Origin of the sequence: Streptococcus oralis (assembly GCF_003944215.1) — a bacterium.
GTDB lineage: Bacteria > Bacillota > Bacilli > Lactobacillales > Streptococcaceae > Streptococcus > Streptococcus oralis_BI.
Genome location: NZ_RJVZ01000021.1, coordinates 1 through 22,279, shown reverse-complemented (window position 1 = coordinate 22,279; position 22,279 = coordinate 1). Strand labels below are relative to the sequence as shown.

Annotated in this window: 23 protein-coding genes; all 23 read left to right on the top strand. The window is 42.3% G+C overall.

Annotated features, from left to right (window positions below):
• On the top strand, positions 1-188 hold a 188-nt coding region (locus D8804_RS10150; RefSeq protein ID WP_221763057.1), incomplete at its 5' end, for a hypothetical protein.
• Positions 185-1,063, top strand: a complete 879-nt coding sequence (gene truB, locus D8804_RS09385) for a tRNA pseudouridine(55) synthase TruB (protein ID WP_125399604.1) — start codon at positions 185-187, stop codon at positions 1,061-1,063. The genes D8804_RS10150 and truB, both read left to right, overlap by 4 nt.
• Before the next feature lie 113 nt (positions 1,064-1,176).
• Complete coding sequence (gene udk, locus D8804_RS09380; RefSeq protein WP_125399603.1) at positions 1,177-1,815, top strand: uridine kinase; 639 nt, start codon at positions 1,177-1,179, stop codon at positions 1,813-1,815.
• Positions 1,816-1,943: 128 nt separating this feature from the next.
• Positions 1,944-3,284, top strand: coding sequence for an exodeoxyribonuclease VII large subunit (gene xseA / locus D8804_RS09375; RefSeq protein ID WP_125399602.1), 1,341 nt, complete (start codon positions 1,944-1,946; stop codon positions 3,282-3,284).
• Complete coding sequence (locus D8804_RS09370) at positions 3,262-3,474, top strand: exodeoxyribonuclease VII small subunit (RefSeq protein WP_000043226.1); 213 nt, start codon at positions 3,262-3,264, stop codon at positions 3,472-3,474. The genes xseA and D8804_RS09370 overlap by 23 nt, the downstream gene beginning before the upstream one ends.
• Complete coding sequence (locus tag D8804_RS09365; protein ID WP_125399601.1) at positions 3,471-4,346, top strand: polyprenyl synthetase family protein; 876 nt, start codon at positions 3,471-3,473, stop codon at positions 4,344-4,346. Before D8804_RS09370 ends, D8804_RS09365 begins: the two co-directional genes overlap by 4 nt.
• Entirely contained in the window at positions 4,339-5,154 is an 816-nt protein-coding gene (locus D8804_RS09360) for a TlyA family RNA methyltransferase (protein WP_125399600.1), read from the top strand. Before D8804_RS09365 ends, D8804_RS09360 begins: the two co-directional genes overlap by 8 nt.
• Positions 5,147-5,578, top strand: a complete 432-nt coding sequence (locus tag D8804_RS09355; RefSeq protein ID WP_001034389.1) for an arginine repressor — start codon at positions 5,147-5,149, stop codon at positions 5,576-5,578. Before D8804_RS09360 ends, D8804_RS09355 begins: the two co-directional genes overlap by 8 nt.
• 6 nt (positions 5,579-5,584) lie before the next feature.
• Positions 5,585-7,252, top strand: coding sequence for a DNA repair protein RecN (gene recN, locus D8804_RS09350; protein ID WP_125399599.1), 1,668 nt, complete (start codon positions 5,585-5,587; stop codon positions 7,250-7,252).
• Positions 7,253-7,981 carry a metallophosphoesterase family protein gene (locus tag D8804_RS09345; RefSeq protein ID WP_125399598.1) on the top strand — a complete coding sequence of 243 codons (729 nt, stop codon included), beginning with the start codon at positions 7,253-7,255 and terminating at the stop codon, positions 7,979-7,981.
• A gap of 78 nt (positions 7,982-8,059) precedes the next feature.
• Positions 8,060-9,883 carry a translation elongation factor 4 gene (gene lepA, locus D8804_RS09340; RefSeq protein ID WP_125399597.1) on the top strand — a complete coding sequence of 608 codons (1,824 nt, stop codon included), beginning with the start codon at positions 8,060-8,062 and terminating at the stop codon, positions 9,881-9,883.
• 166 nt (positions 9,884-10,049) lie between these two features.
• On the top strand, positions 10,050-10,898 hold the full coding sequence (gene dprA, locus D8804_RS09335; protein ID WP_125399596.1) for a DNA-processing protein DprA: 849 nt from the start codon (positions 10,050-10,052) through the stop codon (positions 10,896-10,898).
• Positions 10,899-11,016: 118 nt separating this feature from the next.
• A complete protein-coding gene (gene topA, locus D8804_RS09330) occupies positions 11,017-13,104 on the top strand; it encodes a type I DNA topoisomerase (RefSeq protein WP_125399595.1) in 2,088 nt (695 codons plus the stop codon).
• 105 nt (positions 13,105-13,209) lie between these two features.
• A complete protein-coding gene (locus tag D8804_RS09325; protein ID WP_125399594.1) occupies positions 13,210-13,569 on the top strand; it encodes a YbaN family protein in 360 nt (119 codons plus the stop codon).
• Between the two features lie 92 nt (positions 13,570-13,661).
• Positions 13,662-14,294: a copper homeostasis protein CutC gene (locus tag D8804_RS09320; RefSeq protein WP_125399593.1), complete on the top strand. Its 633-nt coding sequence runs from the start codon at positions 13,662-13,664 to the stop codon at positions 14,292-14,294.
• Positions 14,295-14,338: 44 nt separating this feature from the next.
• Positions 14,339-14,995: an MmcQ/YjbR family DNA-binding protein gene (locus D8804_RS09315; RefSeq protein WP_125399592.1), complete on the top strand. Its 657-nt coding sequence runs from the start codon at positions 14,339-14,341 to the stop codon at positions 14,993-14,995.
• A 314-nt stretch (positions 14,996-15,309) separates the two neighbouring features.
• Entirely contained in the window at positions 15,310-16,872 is a 1,563-nt protein-coding gene (locus D8804_RS09310; RefSeq protein WP_125399591.1) for a 2-isopropylmalate synthase, read from the top strand.
• A gap of 11 nt (positions 16,873-16,883) precedes the next feature.
• A complete protein-coding gene (gene leuB, locus D8804_RS09305; protein WP_125399590.1) occupies positions 16,884-17,921 on the top strand; it encodes a 3-isopropylmalate dehydrogenase in 1,038 nt (345 codons plus the stop codon).
• A complete protein-coding gene (locus D8804_RS09300) occupies positions 17,918-18,187 on the top strand; it encodes a DUF1294 domain-containing protein (protein ID WP_000700091.1) in 270 nt (89 codons plus the stop codon). Before leuB ends, D8804_RS09300 begins: the two co-directional genes overlap by 4 nt.
• A gap of 3 nt (positions 18,188-18,190) precedes the next feature.
• Complete coding sequence (leuC, locus tag D8804_RS09295; protein ID WP_125399589.1) at positions 18,191-19,573, top strand: 3-isopropylmalate dehydratase large subunit; 1,383 nt, start codon at positions 18,191-18,193, stop codon at positions 19,571-19,573.
• A gap of 9 nt (positions 19,574-19,582) precedes the next feature.
• Complete coding sequence (gene leuD / locus D8804_RS09290) at positions 19,583-20,176, top strand: 3-isopropylmalate dehydratase small subunit (RefSeq protein ID WP_093585547.1); 594 nt, start codon at positions 19,583-19,585, stop codon at positions 20,174-20,176.
• Between the two features lie 25 nt (positions 20,177-20,201).
• Positions 20,202-20,981: an L-threonylcarbamoyladenylate synthase gene (locus tag D8804_RS09285; protein WP_093585545.1), complete on the top strand. Its 780-nt coding sequence runs from the start codon at positions 20,202-20,204 to the stop codon at positions 20,979-20,981.
• Positions 20,982-21,130: 149 nt separating this feature from the next.
• Positions 21,131-22,279 (top strand): AAA family ATPase (locus D8804_RS09280; protein ID WP_260472352.1); only part of this gene is annotated, 1,149 nt, incomplete at its 3' end.

Sequence of the window (22,279 nt, the reverse complement as noted above, 5' to 3'; positions counted from 1 at the left end):
AAAATGGACAATTAATTATAGAGATTGATGGGGAACGTCACGGTATTATAATGTCCAGTAAAATAGCATGGTTGAATAAACTAATGCAAGAAGCAAAAATTAACTTTTACGATTTTAAGAAACAAAAGTCAAAAAGTCGTAGGGATAAAAAGTTAAAAGATAACAGTAAACTAGAAAGCAACAGATGAACGGTATTATCAACTTAAAAAAAGAAGCGGGGATGACCTCGCATGACGCGGTTTTTAAACTGCGTAAGATTTTGGGAACCAAGAAAATTGGTCATGGTGGGACCTTGGATCCGGATGTAGTGGGCGTTTTACCCATTGCAGTTGGCAAGGCGACCCGCATGGTCGAGTTTATGCAGGACGAGGGCAAGGTCTACGAGGGGGAGATTACTATCGGCTATTCAACGACAACCGAGGATGCTAGTGGTGAAGTGGTCGCAGAGACCCCTGTTTTGTCGCCCTTGGATGAAACTATTGTTGACGAAGCGATAGCTAGTCTAACTGGGCCTATTATTCAGATTCCGCCTATGTATTCGGCTGTCAAGGTCAATGGTCGCAAGCTCTATGAGTATGCGCGTGCTGGTCAGGAAGTAGAGCGTCCAGAACGTCAGGTGACTATTTATCAATTTGAGCGGACAAGTCCGATTTCTTATGATGCTCATCTTGCACGATTCACTTTTCGTGTAAAATGTAGCAAAGGAACTTATATCCGTACCTTATCAGTTGACTTGGGAGAGAAGCTTGGTTATGCGGCCCATATGTCCCATTTGATTCGGACTAGTGCTGCAGGTTTGCAACTGGAAGATGCCTTGAGCTTGGAAGAAATTGCTGAAAAAGTAGAGGCAGGGCAACTGGACTTTCTTTATCCTTTAGAGATTGGTACAGGTGACCTTGTCAAAGTTTTCCTAAGTCTGGAACAGGCTACAGAAGTGCGCTTTGGTCGTTTTATCGAGCTTGATCAGTCGGATAAGGAATTGGCTGCCTTTGAGGGAGATACATTGCTAGCAATTCTAGAAAAAAGGGGCAATCTCTACAAGCCGAGGAAGGTTTTTATCTAGTCTAACTGAGATGTAGGGATTTGAATTGTTACCCATAATCTATCCAAAATCAGACTATAAATTTTGCTAGAAATGTGATAGAATAGACGACGGATAAAAAAACGGAGGATAGCATGCAAAATAGACCAATCATTATCGGAGTGACAGGTGGTTCTGGTGGTGGTAAGACCAGTGTTTCAAGAGCCATTTTATCGCATTTTCCTGATGAAAAGATTTCCATGATTGAGCATGATTCATACTATAAGGATCAGTCTCACTTGACCTTTGAAGAGCGTGTCAAAACCAACTATGACCATCCTTTTGCTTTTGATACAGACTTGATGATCGAGCAGATTAAGGAATTGTTATCAGGGCGTCCTGTGGACATTCCGACTTATGACTATACAGAGCATACACGAAGCAGCAAGACCTATCGTCAGGAGCCTCAGGATGTCTTTATCGTTGAGGGAATTTTGGTCTTGGAGGATAAGCGCCTGCGCGATTTGATGGATATCAAGATTTTTGTGGATACAGATGATGATGTGCGCATTATTCGTCGTATCAAGCGTGATATGGAAGAGCGTGGCCGCAGTCTAGATAGCGTTATTGACCAATATCTGGGTGTGGTAAAACCTATGTACCACCAGTTCATTGAGCCGACCAAGCGGTATGCGGATATCGTCATTCCTGAGGGAGTCAGCAATACCGTTGCTATTGACCTTTTGACCACCAAGATTGCAAAGATTTTGGAAGAAGCTCGTAATAGCAAATAATCAGATGAGGAGGCATGACCTCCTTTTTCTATTTTTCCTTTAGTTTCGGTATGAAAAAAGAGATTTTTAGGCATATTTTTGGTATAATAATACCCATGGAAAAGCAAGAAAATGTATAGTAGGTGGAGATGGAAAAGTATTTATCGGTAACAACTTTGACCAAGTATCTGAAAATGAAATTCGATAAAGACCCTTACTTGGAACGGGTCTATTTAACTGGTCAAGTTTCCAACTTTCGTAAACGACCTACTCACCAATATTTTTCCCTAAAAGATGACCATGCGGTTATTCAAGCAACCATCTGGTCTGGGATTTATCAGAAATTGGGCTTCGACCTCGAAGAAGGAATGAAAATCAATGTGATTGGGCGTGTACAGGTATATGAACCCAGCGGGAGCTACTCTATTATCATTGAAAAAGCTGAGCCTGATGGGGTTGGTGCGCTTGCGATTCAGTTTGAACAACTCAAGAAAAAATTGACAGAAGAAGGTTTGTTTCAAGAGAGGTTCAAGCAACCTCTGCCCCAATTTTCTAAGAGAATTGGTGTAGTAACCAGTCGCAGTGGAGCCGTTATTCGAGATATTATCACAACCGTGAGCAGACGTTTCCCAGGTGTCGATATTCTTCTCTATCCAACCAAGGTTCAAGGAGATGGAGCAGCAGAGGAAATTGCTCGAAATATTGCGCGTGCCAATCAGCGTGAGGATCTAGATGTCCTCATCATTGGTCGTGGAGGGGGTTCTATCGAGGATCTCTGGGCCTTTAACGAAGAGATTGTGGTACGGGCTATTTTTGAATCCCGTTTGCCAATTATTTCCAGTGTTGGTCATGAGACGGATGTGACCTTGGCAGACTTTGTAGCGGATCGTCGGGCTGCGACACCAACGGCTGCAGCAGAACTGGCAACACCAGTAACTAAGTTGGATCTCTTGACCCATTTGCAAAATCAAGAAAAACGGATGACAACGGCTGTTCAGAATGTTCTGTTTAAGAAAAAAGAGGCTTTGAAAAAATGCAGTCAGTCTGTTATCTTTAGACAACCAGAGCGCTTGTATGATGGTTATTTGCAACGATTGGACCAACTGCAACTGCGATTAAAACAAGGTTTACGAACACGGATTTCCGATAACAAGCAATTAGTCCAAGCTAGAACACACCGACTGGTGCAATTATCACCTATAACCAAAATACAACGCTATCAGGACCGGCTTGCTCAGTTGGATAAGCTCCTCCGTAGCCAAATGGCGCTGGTTTATGATGCCAAGGTTGCTGAAGTCAAGCGGATTTCAGAAGCCCTGCTGATGCTGGATACCAGTCGAATTGTGGCGCGTGGCTATGCTATTGTCAAAAAAGAAGAGTCAGTTGTGGATTCGGTTGAGAAGTTGAAGAAAAAAGACCAAGTAACGCTTTTGATGCGAGATGGTCAAGTAGAATTAGAGGTTAAAGATGTCAAAACAAAAGAAATTTGAGGAAAATCTAGCAGAACTGGAGACCATTGTCCAAAGTTTGGAAAACGGTGAAATTGCTTTAGAAGATGCAATTGCGGCCTTTCAAAAGGGCATGGTCTTGTCAAAAGAGCTCCAAGCGACGCTGGACAAGGCTGAAAAGACCTTGGTCAAGGTCATGCAAGAAGACGGAACAGAAAGTGATTTTGAATGAAGAAGCAAGAAAAATTAGCTCTTGTGGAGTCGGCTTTGGAAGATTTTTATGGAGACCAGCAGTTTGCTTCTAGTTTGCGAGATGCCGTTCTCTATTCCATTCATGCTGGTGGCAAGCGTATTCGGCCTTTTCTCTTGTTAGAAGTTCTGGAAGCCTTGCAGGTCGCAATCCAACCAGCTCACGCGCAGGTAGCTGCGGCCTTGGAAATGATTCATACAGGAAGCTTGATTCACGATGATCTTCCTGCCATGGATGATGATGATTACCGTCGGGGACGTTTGACAAATCATAAGAAATTCGGCGAGGCTATGGCGATTTTGGCAGGAGATGCCTTGTTCCTAGATCCCTATGCCTTGATAGCGCAGGCAGATTTGCCAAGTCAGATCAAGGTGGATTTGATTGCCAACTTATCCCTTGCGTCAGGTAGTCTGGGAATGGTTGCAGGGCAGGTTCTGGACATGGAGGGCGAACACCAGCACTTGTCTTTGGACGCACTCCAGACCATTCATGCCAATAAAACTGGGAAATTGCTAGCCTTTCCTTTTCAAGCAGCTGCTATCATAGCAGAATTAGCACCAGAGTTACAAGCAAAACTGAAAACTGTGGGTGAATTGATTGGGCTGGCCTTTCAAGTTCGAGATGATGTGCTGGATGTGACAGCTAGTTTTGAGGAAATCGGGAAGACTCCACAAAAGGATTTGCAGGCAGAAAAGTCAACCTATCCAGCCTTGTTGGGTTTGGAGGAGGCGATTGCTTTTTGTAACCAAACTCTGGATCAAGCTAATGTAAAATTGGAAGAAATTGCCCAACAGGTTCCTTTTAAGATAGAATCGATTGTGAAAGTAGTAGAAAGTTTGAGAATCAATGGCTAAGGAAAGAGTGGATGTACTAGCTTTTAAACAGGGCTTGTTTGAAACGCGAGAACAGGCCAAGCGCGGCGTCATGGCAGGTCTGGTTATAGCTGTCCTCAATGGGGAGCGTTTTGACAAACCAGGAGAGAAAATTCCAGATGACACTGAGCTAAAACTCAAAGGTGAAAAACTCAAGTATGTCAGCCGTGGTGGCTTAAAATTAGAAAAAGCCATGGAGGTCTTTGATTTGTCAGTGGAGGGAGCGACAACGATTGATATTGGGGCTTCCACTGGAGGATTTACTGACGTCATGTTGCAAAATGGTGCTGAGTTGGTCTTTGCAGTCGATGTTGGCACCAATCAGTTGGCTTGGAAATTACGTCAAGACCCACGGGTTGTCAGCATGGAGCAGTTTAATTTTCGTTATGCTGAAAAGACTGACTTTGAGCAGGAACCAAGTTTTGCCAGTATTGATGTGAGTTTCATTTCCCTGAGTCTGATCTTACCAGCCTTGCATCGTGTTTTGGCTGATCAAGGTCAAGTTGTAGCGCTTGTCAAACCTCAGTTTGAGGCAGGCCGTGAGCAGATTGGGAAAAATGGAATCATTCGTGATGCCAAGGTTCATCAACATGTCCTTGAATCTGTCACTGCTATGGCAGTTGAACAAGGTTTTTCAGTGCTTGGATTAGACTATTCACCAATTCAAGGTGGACATGGAAACATCGAATTTCTGGCATATTTGAAAAAGGAAGAAGGAGCAAGTAACCAAGTTGCCCCTGAAATAGAAAAAGTTGTAGAGAGAGCACATAGAGAATTTAAAGATGAATAAAAAAGAGAGACTTGAAAAAATTAGAAGATTTGTAACAGATTATCAAATCGGAACACAGGAAGAAATCGTTGAGCATTTAAAAGAAGCAGGTATCTCTGCCACTCAAGCGACGGTGTCACGAGATATTAAGGAACTGGGCATCGTAAAAATTCCCTTGAAGAACAATAAATACATCTATGAATTGCCAAAAACAATTGTAAGAAGTTTGCAGTTGGCTGAGAATAACATAGTAGGTTCTGAGCGCATGGGAAATATGATCAATCTGGATGTCATTCCTGGGAATACTGCCTTTGTCAAGAGTCAGCTGATGAATACTTTCTCAGAGAGAATTTTCAACTGTCTGGCAGACGACAACTCAATTTTGATTATCTTGAGAAATGAAGAAGATGCCAAGGAAATGTTTGAACAAGTAAAAAATTGGTAGGTTTATATGTTACTTGAAATTTCGATAAAAAACTTTGCCATTATCGAGGCGATTTCGCTCAATTTTGAAAAAGGTATGACGGTTCTGACTGGTGAGACAGGTGCCGGAAAGTCTATCATTATAGACGCTATGAATCTCATGTTGGGGGCTCGTGCAACGACAGATGTTATTCGGCATGGTGCGCCAAAGGCGGAGATTGAAGGGCTTTTCTCTGTTGAGAATAGCCGTTCTTTACAAGAACTCTTTGACGAGCAAGGTTTAGAATTGGGTGATGAAATCATCATTCGTCGTGAAATTTTACAGAACGGGCGTAGCATCAGTCGGGTCAATGGGCAGATGGTCAATCTTTCTGTCTTGCGTGCAATCGGCCAGCATCTTGTCGATATTCATGGGCAACATGACCAGGAGGAATTGATGCGTCCGCAACTCCACATCCAGATGTTGGATGGGTTTGGTGATGCGGCTTTTGTAGAACTCAAACAAGCTTATCAGACAAGCTTTGACGCCTATCGCAAAATGCGTAAACAAGTTCTTGAAGTCAAGAAAAATCAGCAGGAACACAAGTCTCGCATTGAGATGTTGGAATTCCAAATGGCAGAGATTGAAGCAACAAACTTGAAGGCCGGTGAAGACTTAGCTCTCAACCAAGAACGAGATAAACTCCTCAATCATAAGAATATTGCGGATATGCTAACTAATGCCTACAGTATGTTGGACAATGAGGAATTCTCCAGTCTTGCCAATGTTCGTTCAGCCATGAATGACATGGAAAGTGTCGAAGAGTATGACCCTGAATACCGTGAAATTTCGAGTTCTCTCTCAGAGACCTACTATGTTTTAGAAGATATTACTAAGCGTTTAGAAGATATTATTGAGAACTTGGATTTTGATGGCAATCGCCTCATGCAGGTTGAAAATCGTTTAGACCTTTTAAATACTATTACCCGCAAGTACGGTGGGACTGTGGACGATGTCCTGCTTTATTTTGCTAAGATTACGGATGAATACAATCTCTTGACTGGTAACAACCTTTCTTCCGAAGACATGGAAGCAGAGCTCAAGAAATTGGAAGTCGATCTTGTTGATTTGGCAGGGCAGCTTGCATCTGCTCGTCATGATTTGGCTCAGCAGCTTGAAGCTGAGATTAAGCAAGAACTTCAGGACCTCTATATGGAGAAGGCACAGTTCCAGGTTCGCTTTAGCAAGGGCAAATTCAGTCGTGAGGGGAATGAAACGGTCGAGTTTTACATTTCGACCAACCCTGGTGAAGACTTTAAGCCTTTGGTTAAGGTTGCGTCTGGTGGGGAATTATCCCGCCTCATGTTGGCTATCAAGTCAGCCTTTTCTCGTAAGGAAGGGAAGACCAGTATTGTCTTTGATGAGGTAGATACGGGAGTCTCAGGTCGTGTGGCCCAAGCCATTGCTCAAAAGATTCATAAGATTGGCCAGCATGGTCAGGTTCTTGCTATTTCTCACCTTCCACAAGTGATTGCCATTGCGGATTATCAATTCTTTATTGAGAAGATTAGTGATGAGCACTCAACGGTGTCGACGGTTCGCCTCTTGACTTTAGAAGAGCGAGTAGAGGAAGTAGCTAAGATGTTGGCTGGTGAAAATGTAACAGAAGCTGCCCTTACCCAAGCCAGAGAATTATTGCAAACGAGGGAGAAATAAATGACAGACTATTATGTAATTGGAGATGTTCACGGGAAAGCAGGTATGCTAGAAGATCTGCTCAAAACCTGGGATGGTCAAACTCAGTTGCTTTTTCTAGGGGATTTGATTGACCGAGGTGAAGATAGTCGCCGTGTTCTAGAAATGGTCAAGGACTTGGTGGACAATCAAGGGGCTATCTGTCTATCAGGAAACCACGAGTATATGTTTTTGACTTGGTTGGACAATCCTGAAGAAAGCTATGACCACTATCGTCGCAATGGTGGAGATACAACCATTAACTCTATACTAGGTCGTCCCTTGGATGCACCCGTTGATGGCGTAGAAGATGCCAAACGGGTTGCGACAGAAGCAGCAGACTTGGTCGAATTTATTCGTCAAATGCCATTTGTAGTAGAGACAGACAAATATATCTTTGTTCACGCAGGTATTGATTTAACTTTGGATGATTGGCATGAAACCACAGATTACAAGAAAGTCTGGCTCAGAAAGCCATTCCACGAAGCCGAAAATCATACTGGAAAAACCATTGTCTTTGGGCATACACCGGTTTATGGTTTGCTGAAGCAAGACCGAGGTACTGCTGAGCTTTGGATAACAGAAGATGGCAAGATTGGCATGGATGGAGGAGCTGTCTATGGTGGTGTCCTTCATGGGATTGTCTTTACTGACCAAGGAATGACAGAACACCACTTTATCGAAAATGATGGCTTTATTGCCGAAGATTAGTACTCCTAGCAGGGTATGGTCTTGTCAAAATGTTAAAAACAATTTATAATAAATAGATACCCTGAAAGGAAGAGCATCATGAACTTAGAAGAATTAAAGAAACGACAGGAGAAGATTCGAAACTTCTCTATTATCGCCCATATTGACCACGGGAAGTCAACGCTGGCAGACCGCATTTTGGAAAAGACGGAGACGGTTTCTAGTCGTGAAATGCAAGCCCAACTTCTGGATAGCATGGATTTAGAACGAGAACGTGGGATTACCATTAAGTTGAATGCCATTGAGCTGAATTATACTGCTAAAGACGGAGAAACTTATATTTTCCACTTGATTGACACACCTGGGCACGTGGACTTTACCTATGAAGTGTCGCGTTCTTTAGCTGCCTGTGAAGGAGCAATTTTGGTGGTCGATGCAGCCCAAGGGATTGAAGCGCAAACTCTTGCCAACGTTTATCTAGCCTTGGACAATGATTTGGAAATTCTGCCAGTCATTAACAAGATTGACCTACCAGCAGCCGATCCCGAGCGTGTGCGTACGGAGATTGAGGATGTCATTGGACTGGATGCCAGTGAAGCTGTCTTAGCTTCTGCCAAAGCTGGTATTGGTATCGAAGAAATCCTCGAGCAAATCGTAGAGAAAGTGCCTGCTCCAACTGGTGATGTAACGGCGCCACTCAAAGCCTTGATTTTCGACTCTGTCTACGATGCTTACCGTGGTGTTATTCTTCAAGTTCGTGTCATGGACGGAGTAGTCAAACCAGGGGATAAGATTCAGCTTATGAGTAATGGCAAGACCTTTGATGTGACTGAGGTCGGAATTTTCACTCCGAAAGCAGTAGGGCGTGATTTCCTGGCCACAGGTGACGTTGGTTATATTGCAGCTTCTATCAAGACGGTTCAAGACACGCGTGTCGGAGACACAGTGACCCTAGCAAGCAATCCTGCTGCCGACCCATTGGATGGCTATAAGCAGATGAATCCTATGGTTTTTGCAGGTCTTTATCCAATTGAGTCAAACAAGTACAATGATCTTCGCGAAGCCCTTGAAAAATTGCAGCTCAACGATGCCAGTCTTCAATTTGAACCAGAAACATCGCAGGCGCTGGGATTTGGTTTCCGCTGTGGTTTCCTTGGACTTCTTCATATGGATGTTATCCAAGAGCGTTTAGAGCGTGAGTTTAACATTGACCTCATCATGACAGCTCCATCTGTTATCTATAAGGTTAACCAAACTGACGGTGAGTCTATGGATGTATCTAACCCATCAGAATTCCCAGACCCAACTAAGATTGCGACCATTGAAGAACCTTATGTCAAGGCTCAGATTATGGTACCACAGGAGTTTGTTGGGGCAGTAATGGAATTGGCTCAACGCAAACGTGGGGACTTTGTGACCATGGACTATATTGATGACAATCGTGTTAATGTTATCTATCAAATCCCACTTGCTGAAATTGTCTTTGACTTCTTTGATAAGCTTAAGTCTTCGACGCGTGGTTATGCAAGTTTTGACTACGAATTGTCAGAGTACCGTCCATCTAAGCTGGTCAAAATGGACATCCTTCTCAATGGTGATAAGGTCGATGCCCTCAGCTTTATCGTTCACAAGGACTTTGCTTACGAACGTGGAAAACTCATCGTTGATAAGCTCAAGAAAATCATCCCTCGTCAACAATTTGAGGTGCCGATTCAAGCAGCTATTGGGCATAAAATCGTGGCTCGTACTGATATCAAGGCCCTTCGTAAGAACGTACTTGCCAAGTGTTACGGTGGTGACGTTTCTCGTAAACGCAAACTCCTTGAAAAACAAAAAGCTGGTAAGAAACGCATGAAAGCTATCGGATCAGTAGAAGTACCACAAGAAGCCTTCCTCAGCGTCTTGAGCATGGATGAAGAATAGAAATATAAAACAAAACTCTTGAGAAATCTTCAAGAGTTTTGTTGTGTTTTTGATGAACCAAGCGATCAAACATGAAAGCTGGATAAATGAAAAAAATTGATTCTCAGCTCTTCTTTTTTTATTTTTACGAATAGATAGATGAGTAGCAAAAGAAATGGAGTTGTTTATGAAGATTACAAACTATGAGATTTACAAATTAAGAAAAGCAGGCCTGACCAATCAACAAATTTTAACTGTTCTTGAATATGACGAGACTGTGGAGCAGGAACTTTTATTAGGAGATATTGCAGAAATCTCTGGGTGCCGTAATCCTGCTGTCTTTATGGAACGCTATTTCCAGATAGATGATGCGCAGTTGGAGAAGGAGTTTCAAAAATTTCCCTCCTTCTCGATACTAGACGACTGTTATCCTTGGGATTTGAGTGAGATTTATGATGCTCCAGCGCTCTTGTTTTATAAAGGGAATCTAGACTTATTGAAATTTCCAAAGATTGCTGTTGTAGGGAGTCGTTCATGTTCAAGTCAGGGTGCAAAGTCGGTTCAGAAAGTCATTCAAGGTTTGGAAAACGAGTTAATAGTGGTCAGTGGTCTGGCCAAAGGGATTGATACGGCTGCCCATATGGCTGCACTCCAGAATGGAGGAAGAACGATTGCCGTCATTGGAACAGGATTGGATGTTTTTTATCCCCGAGCCAATAAACGTTTGCAGGAACACATTGGTAATCACCATTTGGTACTTAGTGAATATGGACCTGGCGAGCAACCTCTGAAATTTCATTTTCCAGCTCGAAATCGTATCATAGCAGGACTGTGTCGTGGGGTTATTGTAGCAGAGGCAAGGATGCGTTCGGGCAGTCTCATCACCTGTGAGCGTGCTATGGAGGAAGGGCGCGATGTCTTTGCCATTCCAGGGAACATTTTAGATGGCCATTCAGATGGCTGTCACCACCTAATCCAAGAGGGAGCAAAACTGATTGCCAGTGGTCAGGATGTGCTGGCTGAGTTTGAATTTTAAGGAGAAATTTGTTCACTCAGATAAACTTTTCTTCTTATATATAAGACTTAGGTCTTGACAGCTATAGAAAAATGGTTTACACTTTATAAAGTTTATTACTTTGAAAAGGTGTGATAGTGTGGCTACGGCAACAAAGAAGAAAAAATCAACAGTTAAAAAAAATCTAGTCATCGTAGAGTCGCCTGCTAAGGCGAAAACGATTGAAAAATATCTAGGCAGAAATTATAAGGTTTTAGCCAGTGTCGGGCATATCCGTGATTTGAAAAAATCCAGTATGTCGGTCGACATTGAAAACAACTATGAACCGCAGTATATCAATATCCGTGGAAAAGGTCCTCTCATCAATGACTTAAAAAAAGAAGCCAAAAAAGCTAATAAAGTCTTTCTGGCGAGTGACCCGGACCGTGAAGGAGAAGCAATTTCCTGGCATTTGGCTCATATCCTTGATTTGGATGAGAATGATGCCAACCGTGTAGTTTTTAATGAAATCACTAAAGACGCAGTAAAAAATGCCTTTAAAGAACCTCGCAAGATTGATATGGACTTGGTCGATGCCCAACAAGCTCGTCGTGTCTTGGACCGCTTGGTAGGTTATTCAATTTCGCCTATTTTGTGGAAAAAGGTCAAGAAGGGCTTATCAGCAGGGCGGGTGCAGTCTGTTGCCCTTAAGCTCATCATTGACCGTGAAAATGAAATCAATGCCTTCCAACCGGAAGAATACTGGACAATTGATGGTGTCTTTAAGAAGGGAACCAAGCAATTTCAGGCTTCTTTCTATGGTATAAATGGCAAAAAGATGAAATTGACCACCAACGAAGAAGTCAAAGAAGTCTTGTCCCATCTATCGAGCAAAGATTTTACAGTGGATCAGGTAGATAAGAAAGAACGCAAACGAAATGCGCCCCTACCTTATACGACTTCAACCATGCAGATGGATGCGGCTAACAAAATCAATTTTCGTACTCGAAAGACTATGATGGTGGCTCAACAACTCTACGAAGGGATCAATATCGGATCAGGTGTGCAAGGTTTGATTACCTATATGCGTACAGACTCAACTCGTATCAGTCCTGTGGCTCAGAATGAAGCGGCAAGCTACATTAACGACCGTTTTGGTAGCAAGTATTCCAAGCATGGTAGCAAGGTCAAGAACGCCTCAGGTGCTCAGGATGCCCACGAAGCCATTCGTCCTTCAAGTGTCTTTAACACACCTGAAAGCATCGCTAAGTACTTGGACAAAGACCAGCTTAAGCTCTATACCCTTATCTGGAACCGTTTTGTGGCCAGCCAGATGACAGGTGCTATATTTGATACCATGGCTGTTAAGCTTTCTCAAAATGGGGTTCAGTTTGCGGCAAATGGAAGTCAAGTTAAGTTTGATGGTTATCTTGCTATCTACAATGACTCTGACAAGAACAAGATGTTGCCAGATATGGCTGTTGGAGATGTGGTCAAGCAAGTCAATAGCAAGCCAGAACAACATTTCACTCAACCGCCAGCTCGCTATTCGGAAGCGACTCTTATCAAGACCTTGGAAGAAAATGGAGTTGGCCGTCCGTCAACCTACGCTCCGACCATTGAAACCATCCAAAAACGTTACTACGTTCGTCTGGCTGCTAAACGCTTTGAACCAACAGAATTAGGAGAAATTGTTAACAAGCTCATCGTTGAATATTTCCCAGACATCGTCAACGTGACCTTCACAGCTGAGATGGAAGGAAAACTGGATGATGTCGAAGTAGGAAAAGAGCAGTGGCAACGTGTTATTGACGAATTTTACAAACCATTCTCCAAAGAAGTAGCCAAGGCTGAAGCTGAAATGGAAAAAATCCAGATTAAGGATGAGCCAGCTGGATTTGACTGTGAAGTTTGTGGTAGTCCAATGGTGATTAAGCTAGGACGTTTTGGTAAATTCTATGCTTGTAGCAACTTCCCAGACTGCCGTCACACTCAAGCAATTGTCAAAGAGATTGGAGTCGAGTGTCCAAGCTGCCATCAAGGACAAATCATTGAACGCAAAACCAAGCGCAATCGTATCTTCTATGGTTGCAATCGCTATCCAGAATGTGAATTTACTTCATGGGACAAACCAATTGGCCGTGACTGTCCAAAATGCGGACATTTCCTTGTGGAGAAAAAAGTCCGTGGTGGTGGCAAGCAGATTGTATGTAGTAATGGTGACTACGAAGAGGAAAAGATTAAATAAAATGAAGAGTCCTGAAAATGAATTTTAGGCTCTTTTTAGTTTAAGCTTGACAAATTTCCTCATTTTGTGGGAAACTAGTAGAAGATTATTTTATTAGGAGAAGACATGCGCATTATTTATTTCTGTATTGGCTTTATTTCATTGGCTTTAGCTGTTATTGGAGTTGTCTTACCACTTTTACCAACAACCCCCTTTCTTTTGTTAGCTATCGCTTGCTTTTCAAAATCTTCTAAGCGTTTTGAAGATTGGCTTTATCATACCAAGCTCTATCAGACTTATGTAGCTGACTTTCGGGAAACCAAGTCTATCGCGCGAGAACGTAAGAAAAAAATCATCGTATCTATCTATATCTTGATGGGGATTTCCATTTATCTTGCCCCTCTTTTGCCAGTCAAAATCGGTCTGGGAGCCTTGACTATCTTTATCACCTACTATCTCTTTAAAGTCATTCCTGACAAAGAATAGATAAAAATAATAGTTATTTGCCTTGATAAAAATGAAAGCATATTCAAATAATATGATATAATAAATTTAAAGAAAACATCAAGGAGAATCAAATGATTTACGAATTTTGTGCTGAAAATGTGACCTTGCTTGAAAAAGCGATGCAGGCTGGAGCTCGTCGAATCGAGCTCTGTGATAATCTAGCAGTTGGTGGGACAACACCTAGTTATGGAGTGACCAAGGCAGCGGTTGAACTGGCAGCTAACTACGATAGCACCATTATGACTATGATTCGTCCACGTGGTGGCGACTTTGTCTATCAAGATCTGGAAATTGCAATCATGCTAGAAGACATTCGTTTAACTGCTCAAGCAGGTAGCCAAGGGGTCGTCTTTGGTGCTTTAACTGCTGATAAGAAGTTGGACAAGGCTAATCTTGAGAAGCTGATTGCTACATCTAAAGGAATGGAAATTGTCTTCCACATGGCCTTTGATGAATTGAGTGATGAAGACCAGTTGGAAGCTATTGACTGGCTTAGCCAAGCTGGTGTCACTCGTATCTTGACTCGTGCTGGAGTATCTGGAGACTCGCTAGAAAAACGTTTTGCTCACTATCACAGAATTTTGGAACATGCTAAAGGTAAAATTGAAATTCTGCCAGGTGGGGGGATTGACTTGGACAACCGTCAAACCTTTATTGACCAGCTAGGTGTGACACAATTGCATGGTACCAAGGTTGTCTTTTAAAAAAATAGAAAGGAACTGCTAGCTTTGGGTAGCAGTTTTCACTTATGTTTGAAATATTTAAATCCTATCAGTTTAATCAAGATAAAGCTCATGCCTATGGTTTTGTGGAAAATGAGGAAGTCTGGACCCACAGTTTTCAAATTTTGGATGGAGACTTTGTCGTGACTGTGTCCATCACAACGGATAATGTGAGCTTTCAAGTTTTTGATCGGGAGACTGGTGACCTCTATCCTCAAGTCCATATGGAAAGCATGAGAGGTAGTTTTGTAGGAAGTGTCCGTCAAGCTTGTATGGAGATTCTCTACCAAATTCGGAAGGCTTGCTTTGATGTGCAGGATTTTATCTGTCCTCAGACTAAGCGTATCATGGCTCAAGTTCAGGAAAAGTATGGTAATCAATTGGAGTATTTGTGGGAAAAATCGCCTGATACAGCTGTATTGCGCCATGAAGACAATCAAAAGTGGTATGCTGTTTTGATGAGAATCCCATGGGATAAGTTAGATAAGGGGAGAGAAGGGCTAGTCGAAGCTGTCAACCTCAAACACGATCAAGTGGCGGACTTGCTTTCATATAAGGGCATTTATCCAGCCTTTCATATGAACAAACGCTACTGGATTAGTCTTACTCTTGATGATAGTTTATCTGATGATGACGTTCTAGATTTGCTAGAAATCAGTTGGAATTTGACTTTGAAAAAGTAAGGAAATTCCCTTGTGTTTTCAAATACTTTCAATTAGCAAAATATTCTTTACTGAAGAAATTTTCAGAAAATATTGGATTTTTTCTTGACAAGAGATTTTTCCTATGCTAAAATACTTAACAAGACATCAAACGAAGGAGAAAGTCAAACATGAAAACAGCTAAGTTTAATCAATTTGCTTTGTTGTTGAGGTACTCGGGCTAGTGTAAAAGCATTAGTCCTGTTTGGCTTACCAAGCGGGAGTAAATCAACATCTCGCTTGGGTTTCTGAGCGAGATGTTTTTTCTATACTGAAATTTTGAAGGGGGAATTCTCATGCGTAGAGTTGAATTTCTAGATACCAGCCTTCGGGATGGAGAGCAGACACCTGGTGTTAACTTTTCAATCAAGGAAAAAATTGCCATTGCAAGGCAGTTGGAAAAATGGGGCATTTCAGCCATCGAAGCTGGTTTTCCGGCTGCTAGCCCAGACTCATTTAAGGCAGTTCAGGAAATTGCTAAAGTCTTGAAAAAAACGGCGGTTACTGGTCTAGCACGTTCGGTCAAGTCTGATATTGATGCTTGTTACGAGGCGCTAAAGGATGCCAAGTATCCACAGGTCCATGTCTTTATCGCTACCAGTCCGATTCACCGCAAGTATAAGCTAAATAAGAGCAAGGAAGAGATTTTAGAAGCTATTAAGGAGCATGTTTCTTATGCGCGTTCTAAGTTTGAAATCGTTGAATTTTCTCCTGAAGATGCGACTAGAACAGAGTTGGATTTCCTCTTGCAAGTCGTTCAAACAGCAGTCGATGCAGGGGCGTCTTATATCAATATCCCAGACACGGTTGGATTTACCACGCCAGAAGAGTACGGAGCCATCTTCAAACACTTGATTGAGAATGTCAAGACGAATCATCAGATTATCTATTCACCTCACTGTCATGATGACCTCGGAATGGCAGTGGCTAACAGCCTTGCTGCTGTCAAGAACGGTGCAGGACGTGTTGAAGGGACTATCAATGGTATTGGAGAGAGAGCTGGGAATGCTGCTTTGGAAGAAATAGCAGTGGCTCTCAATATTCGCCAAGATTACTACCAAGCAGAGACCAGTATTGTCCTAAATGAAACCATTAATACGTCAGAAATGGTTTCTCGCTTCTCTGGTATTCCAGTTCCTAAAAATAAGGCTGTCGTTGGTGGCAATGCCTTCTCTCATGAATCTGGCATTCACCAAGATGGAGTCCTTAAAAATCCTCTCACTTATGAGATTATCACACCTGAATTGGTTGGTGTTAAGAGTAATAGCCTTCCACTTGGTAAATTGTCTGGTCGCCATGCTTTTGTTGAGAAACTAAGAGAATTGGCTCTAGACTTTACAGAAGAGGATATCAAACCACTCTTCGCTAAGTTCAAGGCTCTAGCAGACAAGAAACAAGAAATCACAGATGCAGATATTCGAGCTCTGGTCGCTGGAACCATGGTTGAAAATCCAGAAGGCTTCCACTTTGATGATTTGCAACTTCAAACCCATGCAGACAATGACATTGAAGCGCTCGTTAGCCTAGCCAATATGGATGGTGAGAAAGTCGAATTTAATGCAACAGGGCAAGGCTCTGTTGAAGCGATCTTTAACGCTATCGATAAGTTCTTTAACCAATCTGTCCGCTTGGTGTCCTACACTATTGACGCGGTAACGGATGGAATTGATGCTCAAGCTCGGGTTTTGGTCACTGTTGAAAACAGAGATACAGAAACCATCTTTAATGCAGCAGGTCTTGATTTCGATGTATTAAAGGCTTCCGCTATTGCCTACATCAACGCTAATACCTTTGTTCAAAAAGAGAATGCAGGTGAGATGGGGCGTAGCGTTTCCTACCGAGACATGCCTAGTGTGTAAAGGAGAAGGCTATGACAAAGAATATAGTAGCTCTAGCAGGGGATGGAATCGGTCCAGAAATCATGGAAGCTGGTTTAGCGGTTCTGGAAGCTCTAGCTTCAAAAACAGGATTTAACTATGAGATAGACAGAAGCCCCTTTGGAGGTGCGGGTATTGATGCTGCGGGGCATCCCTTACCTGATGAAACCCTCAAGGCATGTAGAGAAGCAGATGCTATTCTCCTTGCGGCTATCGGTAGTCCTCAGTATGATGGAGCATCGGTTCGGCCTGAACAAGGCTTGCTGGCTCTTCGTAAGGAACTCAATCTCTATGCCAATATTCGCCCTGTTAAGATTTTTGATAGTCTCAAGCATTTGTCACCTCTCAAACCGGAACGAATTGCTGGTGTAGACTTTGTCGTGGTGCGTGAGTTGACAGGTGGAATTTACTTTGGGGATCATATCCTTGAAGAGCGAAAAGCGCGTGATATCAACGACTACAGCTATGAGGAAGTAGAGCGGATCATTCGCAAGGCATTTGAAATTGCAAGAAATCGGAGAAAAATCGTTACTAGTATCGATAAGCAAAATGTTCTAGCGACTTCAAAACTCTGGCGGAGAGTAGCTGAGGAAGTCGCTCAGGATTTCCCAGATGTAACCTTGGAACACCAGTTGGTGGACTCAGCTGCCATGCTCATGATTACCAATCCTGCTAAGTTTGATGTCATCGTGACGGAGAATCTCTTCGGGGATATTCTATCAGATGAATCAAGCGTTCTATCTGGCACACTTGGAGTCATGCCATCAGCTAGTCATTCTGAAAAAGGTCCAAGTCTTTATGAACCTATTCATGGTTCGGCACCTGATATTGCAGGTCAAGGAATTGCCAATCCTATCTCTATGATTTTGTCAGTTGCCATGATGCTGAGAGACAGCTTTGGACGTTATGAGGATGCGGAGCGTATCGAGCGTGCTGTTGAAGCTAGTTTAGCGGCTGGCATTTTAACAAGAGATATTGGAGGACAGGCTTCGACCAAGGAAATGACAGAAGCTATCATTGAAAGATTATGAAGATAAATGAAGGAATCACGCTTGCCCTCTTGATTTGGAATTTGCTGATTTTCTTGATTTATGGCATTGACAAATCCAAGGCAAGAAGAGGTGCTTGGCGCGTCCCAGAGAAAATTTTACTCATTTTAGCCCTTACTTGTGGTGGTTTTGGTGCCTGGTTGGCAGGAATCACCTTTCACCACAAGACTAGAAAATGGTATTTTAAAACGGTTTGGTTTCTCGGGATGGTGACCACACTAGTAGCCTTATATTTTATTTGGAGGTAATGGATGGCAGGAAAATCGATTTTTGATAAATTATGGGACCGCCATGTCATCACAGGAGAAGAAGGACAACCCCAACTCATGTATGTGGATCAGCACTATATTCATGAAGTGACCAGTCCCCAAGCTTTTCAAGGATTACGAGATGCGGGGCGCAGATTGAGACGGCCCGACTTGACATTTGGAACCTTTGACCACAATGTACCAACGGTCAATATCTACGATATTCGAGATGTTATTTCTAAGGCTCAAATTGATAAGCTCGCTGAAAATGTTGAGGAGTTTGGGATTGAACATGCTGCTCACGGTTCTGAAAAGCAGGGAATCGTTCACATGGTAGGTCCAGAGACAGGACGGACCCAACCAGGAAAATTCATCGTCTGTGGAGACAGCCACACAGCTACCCACGGAGCTTTCGGAGCTATCGCCTTTGGGATTGGGACCAGTGAGGTCGAGCATGTCTTTGCTACCCAGACACTCTGGCAAGTTAAACCCAAGAAAATGTTGGTAGAATTCACTGGTGTTCCTCAAAAAGGAGTTTATTCTAAGGATTACATTCTCGCCTTAATTGCCAAATATGGTGTTGCTTGTGGTGTAGGATATGTGGTGGAATATCGTGGAGAAGCCATTGATGCACTGACCATGGAAGAGAGAATGACCATCTGCAATATGTCCATCGAGTTTGGCTCCAAGATGGGAATCATGAATCCGGATCAGACTACCTATGACTATCTCAAGGGACGGGAATGCGTTCCCGAAGCTTTCGAGGAGGCTGTTGCTGACTGGAAGACCCTTGTCAGCGATGAGGATGCTGTTTATGATAAAGTTATCCGGATGGATGTCTCAGACTTGGCTCCTATGGTGACCTGGGGAACCAATCCTGCTATGGGCGTCGACTTTGACAGTAGCTTCCCAGAAATTAAGGATATGAATGATGAACGAGCTTATCATTACATGAACTTGGAGCCTGGTCAAAAGCCAGCGGATATTGAGCTAGGCTATATTTTTATCGGGTCTTGTACCAATGCTCGGCTCAGTGACTTGCAACTGGCTGCGCGATTTGTAAAAGGGAAGAAGATTGCTCCCAATCTAACAGCAATTGTAGTGCCAGGATCGCGTCCTGTCAAACGAGCTGCGGAGAAGTTGGGCTTGGATAAGGTCTTCTTAGATGCTGGCTTTGAGTGGCGAGACCCAGGTTGCTCTATGTGCCTAGGTATGAATCCCGACAAGGTTCCTGATGGGGTCCACTGTGCCTCAACCAGTAACCGCAACTTTGAGGACAGACAAGGATTTGGTGCTAAAACCCATCTTTGCAGTCCAGCTATGGCAGCAGCGGCAGCTATTGCAGGGCGTTTCGTAGATGTTCGACAAATGCCAGAGGCCCAGTAAGGAGAGGATATGGAGAAATTTACAGTTTATACGGGAACGACCGTTCCTCTTATGAATGATAACATTGACACCGACCAAATCCTTCCCAAGCAGTTTCTCAAGTTAATTGATAAAAAAGGCTTTGGTAAGTACCTCATGTATGCCTGGCGATATTTGGATGATAACTACACTGAGGATCCAGACTTTGTTTTTAACCGACCAGAATACCGTAAAGCCAGTATTCTTATCTCAGGGGATAACTTTGGGGCAGGTTCTTCGAGGGAACATGCAGCTTGGGCTCTAGCAGACTACGGTTTTAAGGTCGTGATTGCAGGCTCTTTCGGTGACATTCATTACAATAATGAACTCAATAATGGCATGTTGCCTATTGTTCAGCCTAGGGAGGTTAGAGAAAAGCTAGCCCAATTGAAACCAAGCGACCAGGTAACTGTGGACTTGGAACAACAAAAAATCATCTCACCAGTTGGAGAATTCACTTTTGAAATCGATAGCGAGTGGAAACACAAGCTCTTAAATGGTTTGGATGATATCGGTATTACTTTGCAGTATGAAGATTTGATTGCTGCATATGAAAAACAACGACCAGCCTACTGGCAGGACTAGAAAAAATAGAAAAGGAAATAGAACTATGACAAAACACATTCAATGGAACGGAACACTTTCACAAGAAGGCTATGACATTTTAAAAGGTGAGGGAGGGTGCATTGTATGCCCTACAAAAGTTGGTTACATTATCATGACTAGCGATAAGGCAGGACTTGAACGCAAATTTGAAGCTAAAGAACGTAACCGTAACAAACCAGGTGTTGTACTTTGTGGTAGCATGGACGAGCTACGTGCTTTAGCACAACTCAACCCAGAAATTGAAGCCTTCTACCAAAAACATTGGGACGAAGATATTCTCCTTGGCTGTATCCTTCCTTGGAAACCAGAAGCTTTTGAAAAACTCAAAGCATACGGTGATGGCCGAGAAGAACTTATGACAGACGTTCGTGGTACTAGCTGTTTTGTCATCAGGTTTGGTAAAGCTGGTGAACAGTTGGCTGCTAAACTTTGGGAAGAAGGTAAAATGGTCTATGCCTCATCAGCCAACCCATCTGGAAAAGGAAATCGTGGTAAGGTGGAAGGTATCGGAGAACGTATCGAAGGAGCAGTGGACCTTGTCATCGAAGCAGACGACTATGTGGCATCTATCCAACCTGATAAAACGATTGAAACGCGCTACGAGCAAGGTGTGATGGTGTCTATGGTTGATAAAGACGGCAAACTAATCCCAGAACAAGGAGGAGCACGTTCAACTTCACCAGCGCCAGTTGTGATCCGCAAAGGGCTTGACATTGATAAAATCATGATGCACCTGTCAGATACCTTTAACTCATGGGACTACCGTCAAGGTGAGTATTATTAAGACAGAAAGAAGTCTAGTGTTAAGAGGGAATAAAGTCTCTACACTGGGCTTTTTGTTTAGAATTTCTTTTCTTTTTTATATAGATATGATATTCTATATGTGAAATATATAGTTTTTATTTGAACATTATTATAAAAGGAGTAAGATTGATGGATAAAAGAAAGCTTGGCTTGGAAGATTTTTATGCTTGGTACCAAGAAAATAAAATAAGATTAAGAGAAGATGCATTTAAATATAGTATTCACAATGAAAAATTACGTGAAGAATTTCTTAAAGAATGGCCACTTGATAGAATTTTAACCATGTCTATCGATGAATATGTCATTGGGAAAGGCGCTAAAAGTAATTCTTTTTGCTACGGTCTTGAGAGGGGGAAATACAAATCTTTATTTATGGGAATTGGAGGCGGAGGTTCTTCAAAATTTGGTATTTATTGGAATGAAAAAACAAAGAGTTATAAAGATCAAGCTAATAAAGTCATTCCAGAATCAGAACTAGAAGACCGATTTAACAAATTAAAATCGGATTTGTATGAGATCATCCAAGCTGGTAGAATGTTGGATTTCAATAACCCTATTTTTGACATAAAAAAGTCAAAGAATGAATTTATTGGGCGTTCTGCGGTAGTCACAAAACTACTTTGTATTTATTCGGAGAATCCTTCTTTTTTAGGAGTAAATATGAATAGTCAAAATGAATTTTGGAATAGGTTGATTCTCCAAAGTAATCAAGGAGGGCCCTATCGTCAGAATCATGAGATTTGTAAACTGTTTTCTAAAACATATCCTGAACTAGAATCTTCAATGTTGGGTAGTATTTTATTTGAGTATTCAAAAGATTTTATAGACAGTGATAATAAGCAAGGAGAGAAAGAAATGTCTGAACAAAATAATATTCATCATCCCTTGAGTAATATCTTGTTACAATCCAAAAACCTTATCCTCCGTGGCGCACCTGGTACAGGAAAAACTTATCTTGCTAAAGAAATAGCGGCAGAGCTAACTGGTGGTAATGAAGATCAAATCGGCTTTGTACAATTTCACCCTTCCTATGATTATACAGATTTTGTAGAGGGTTTGAGACCGGTATCAAATGGGGATGGAGCTATTGGATTTAAGCCTCAAGACGGTATTTTTAAAGAGTTTTGTTTGAAAGCAAAGAAAAATTGGGTCTATTCACATAAAAACAAGGATGATTTAGAAAAGGAAAAAAAATCAATAGCAAAGATTTCAAAATATTTTGCTAATATGGAGTTTCCGTCTGACAAGTTATATACAAAACGTCAATCGTCCTTTATC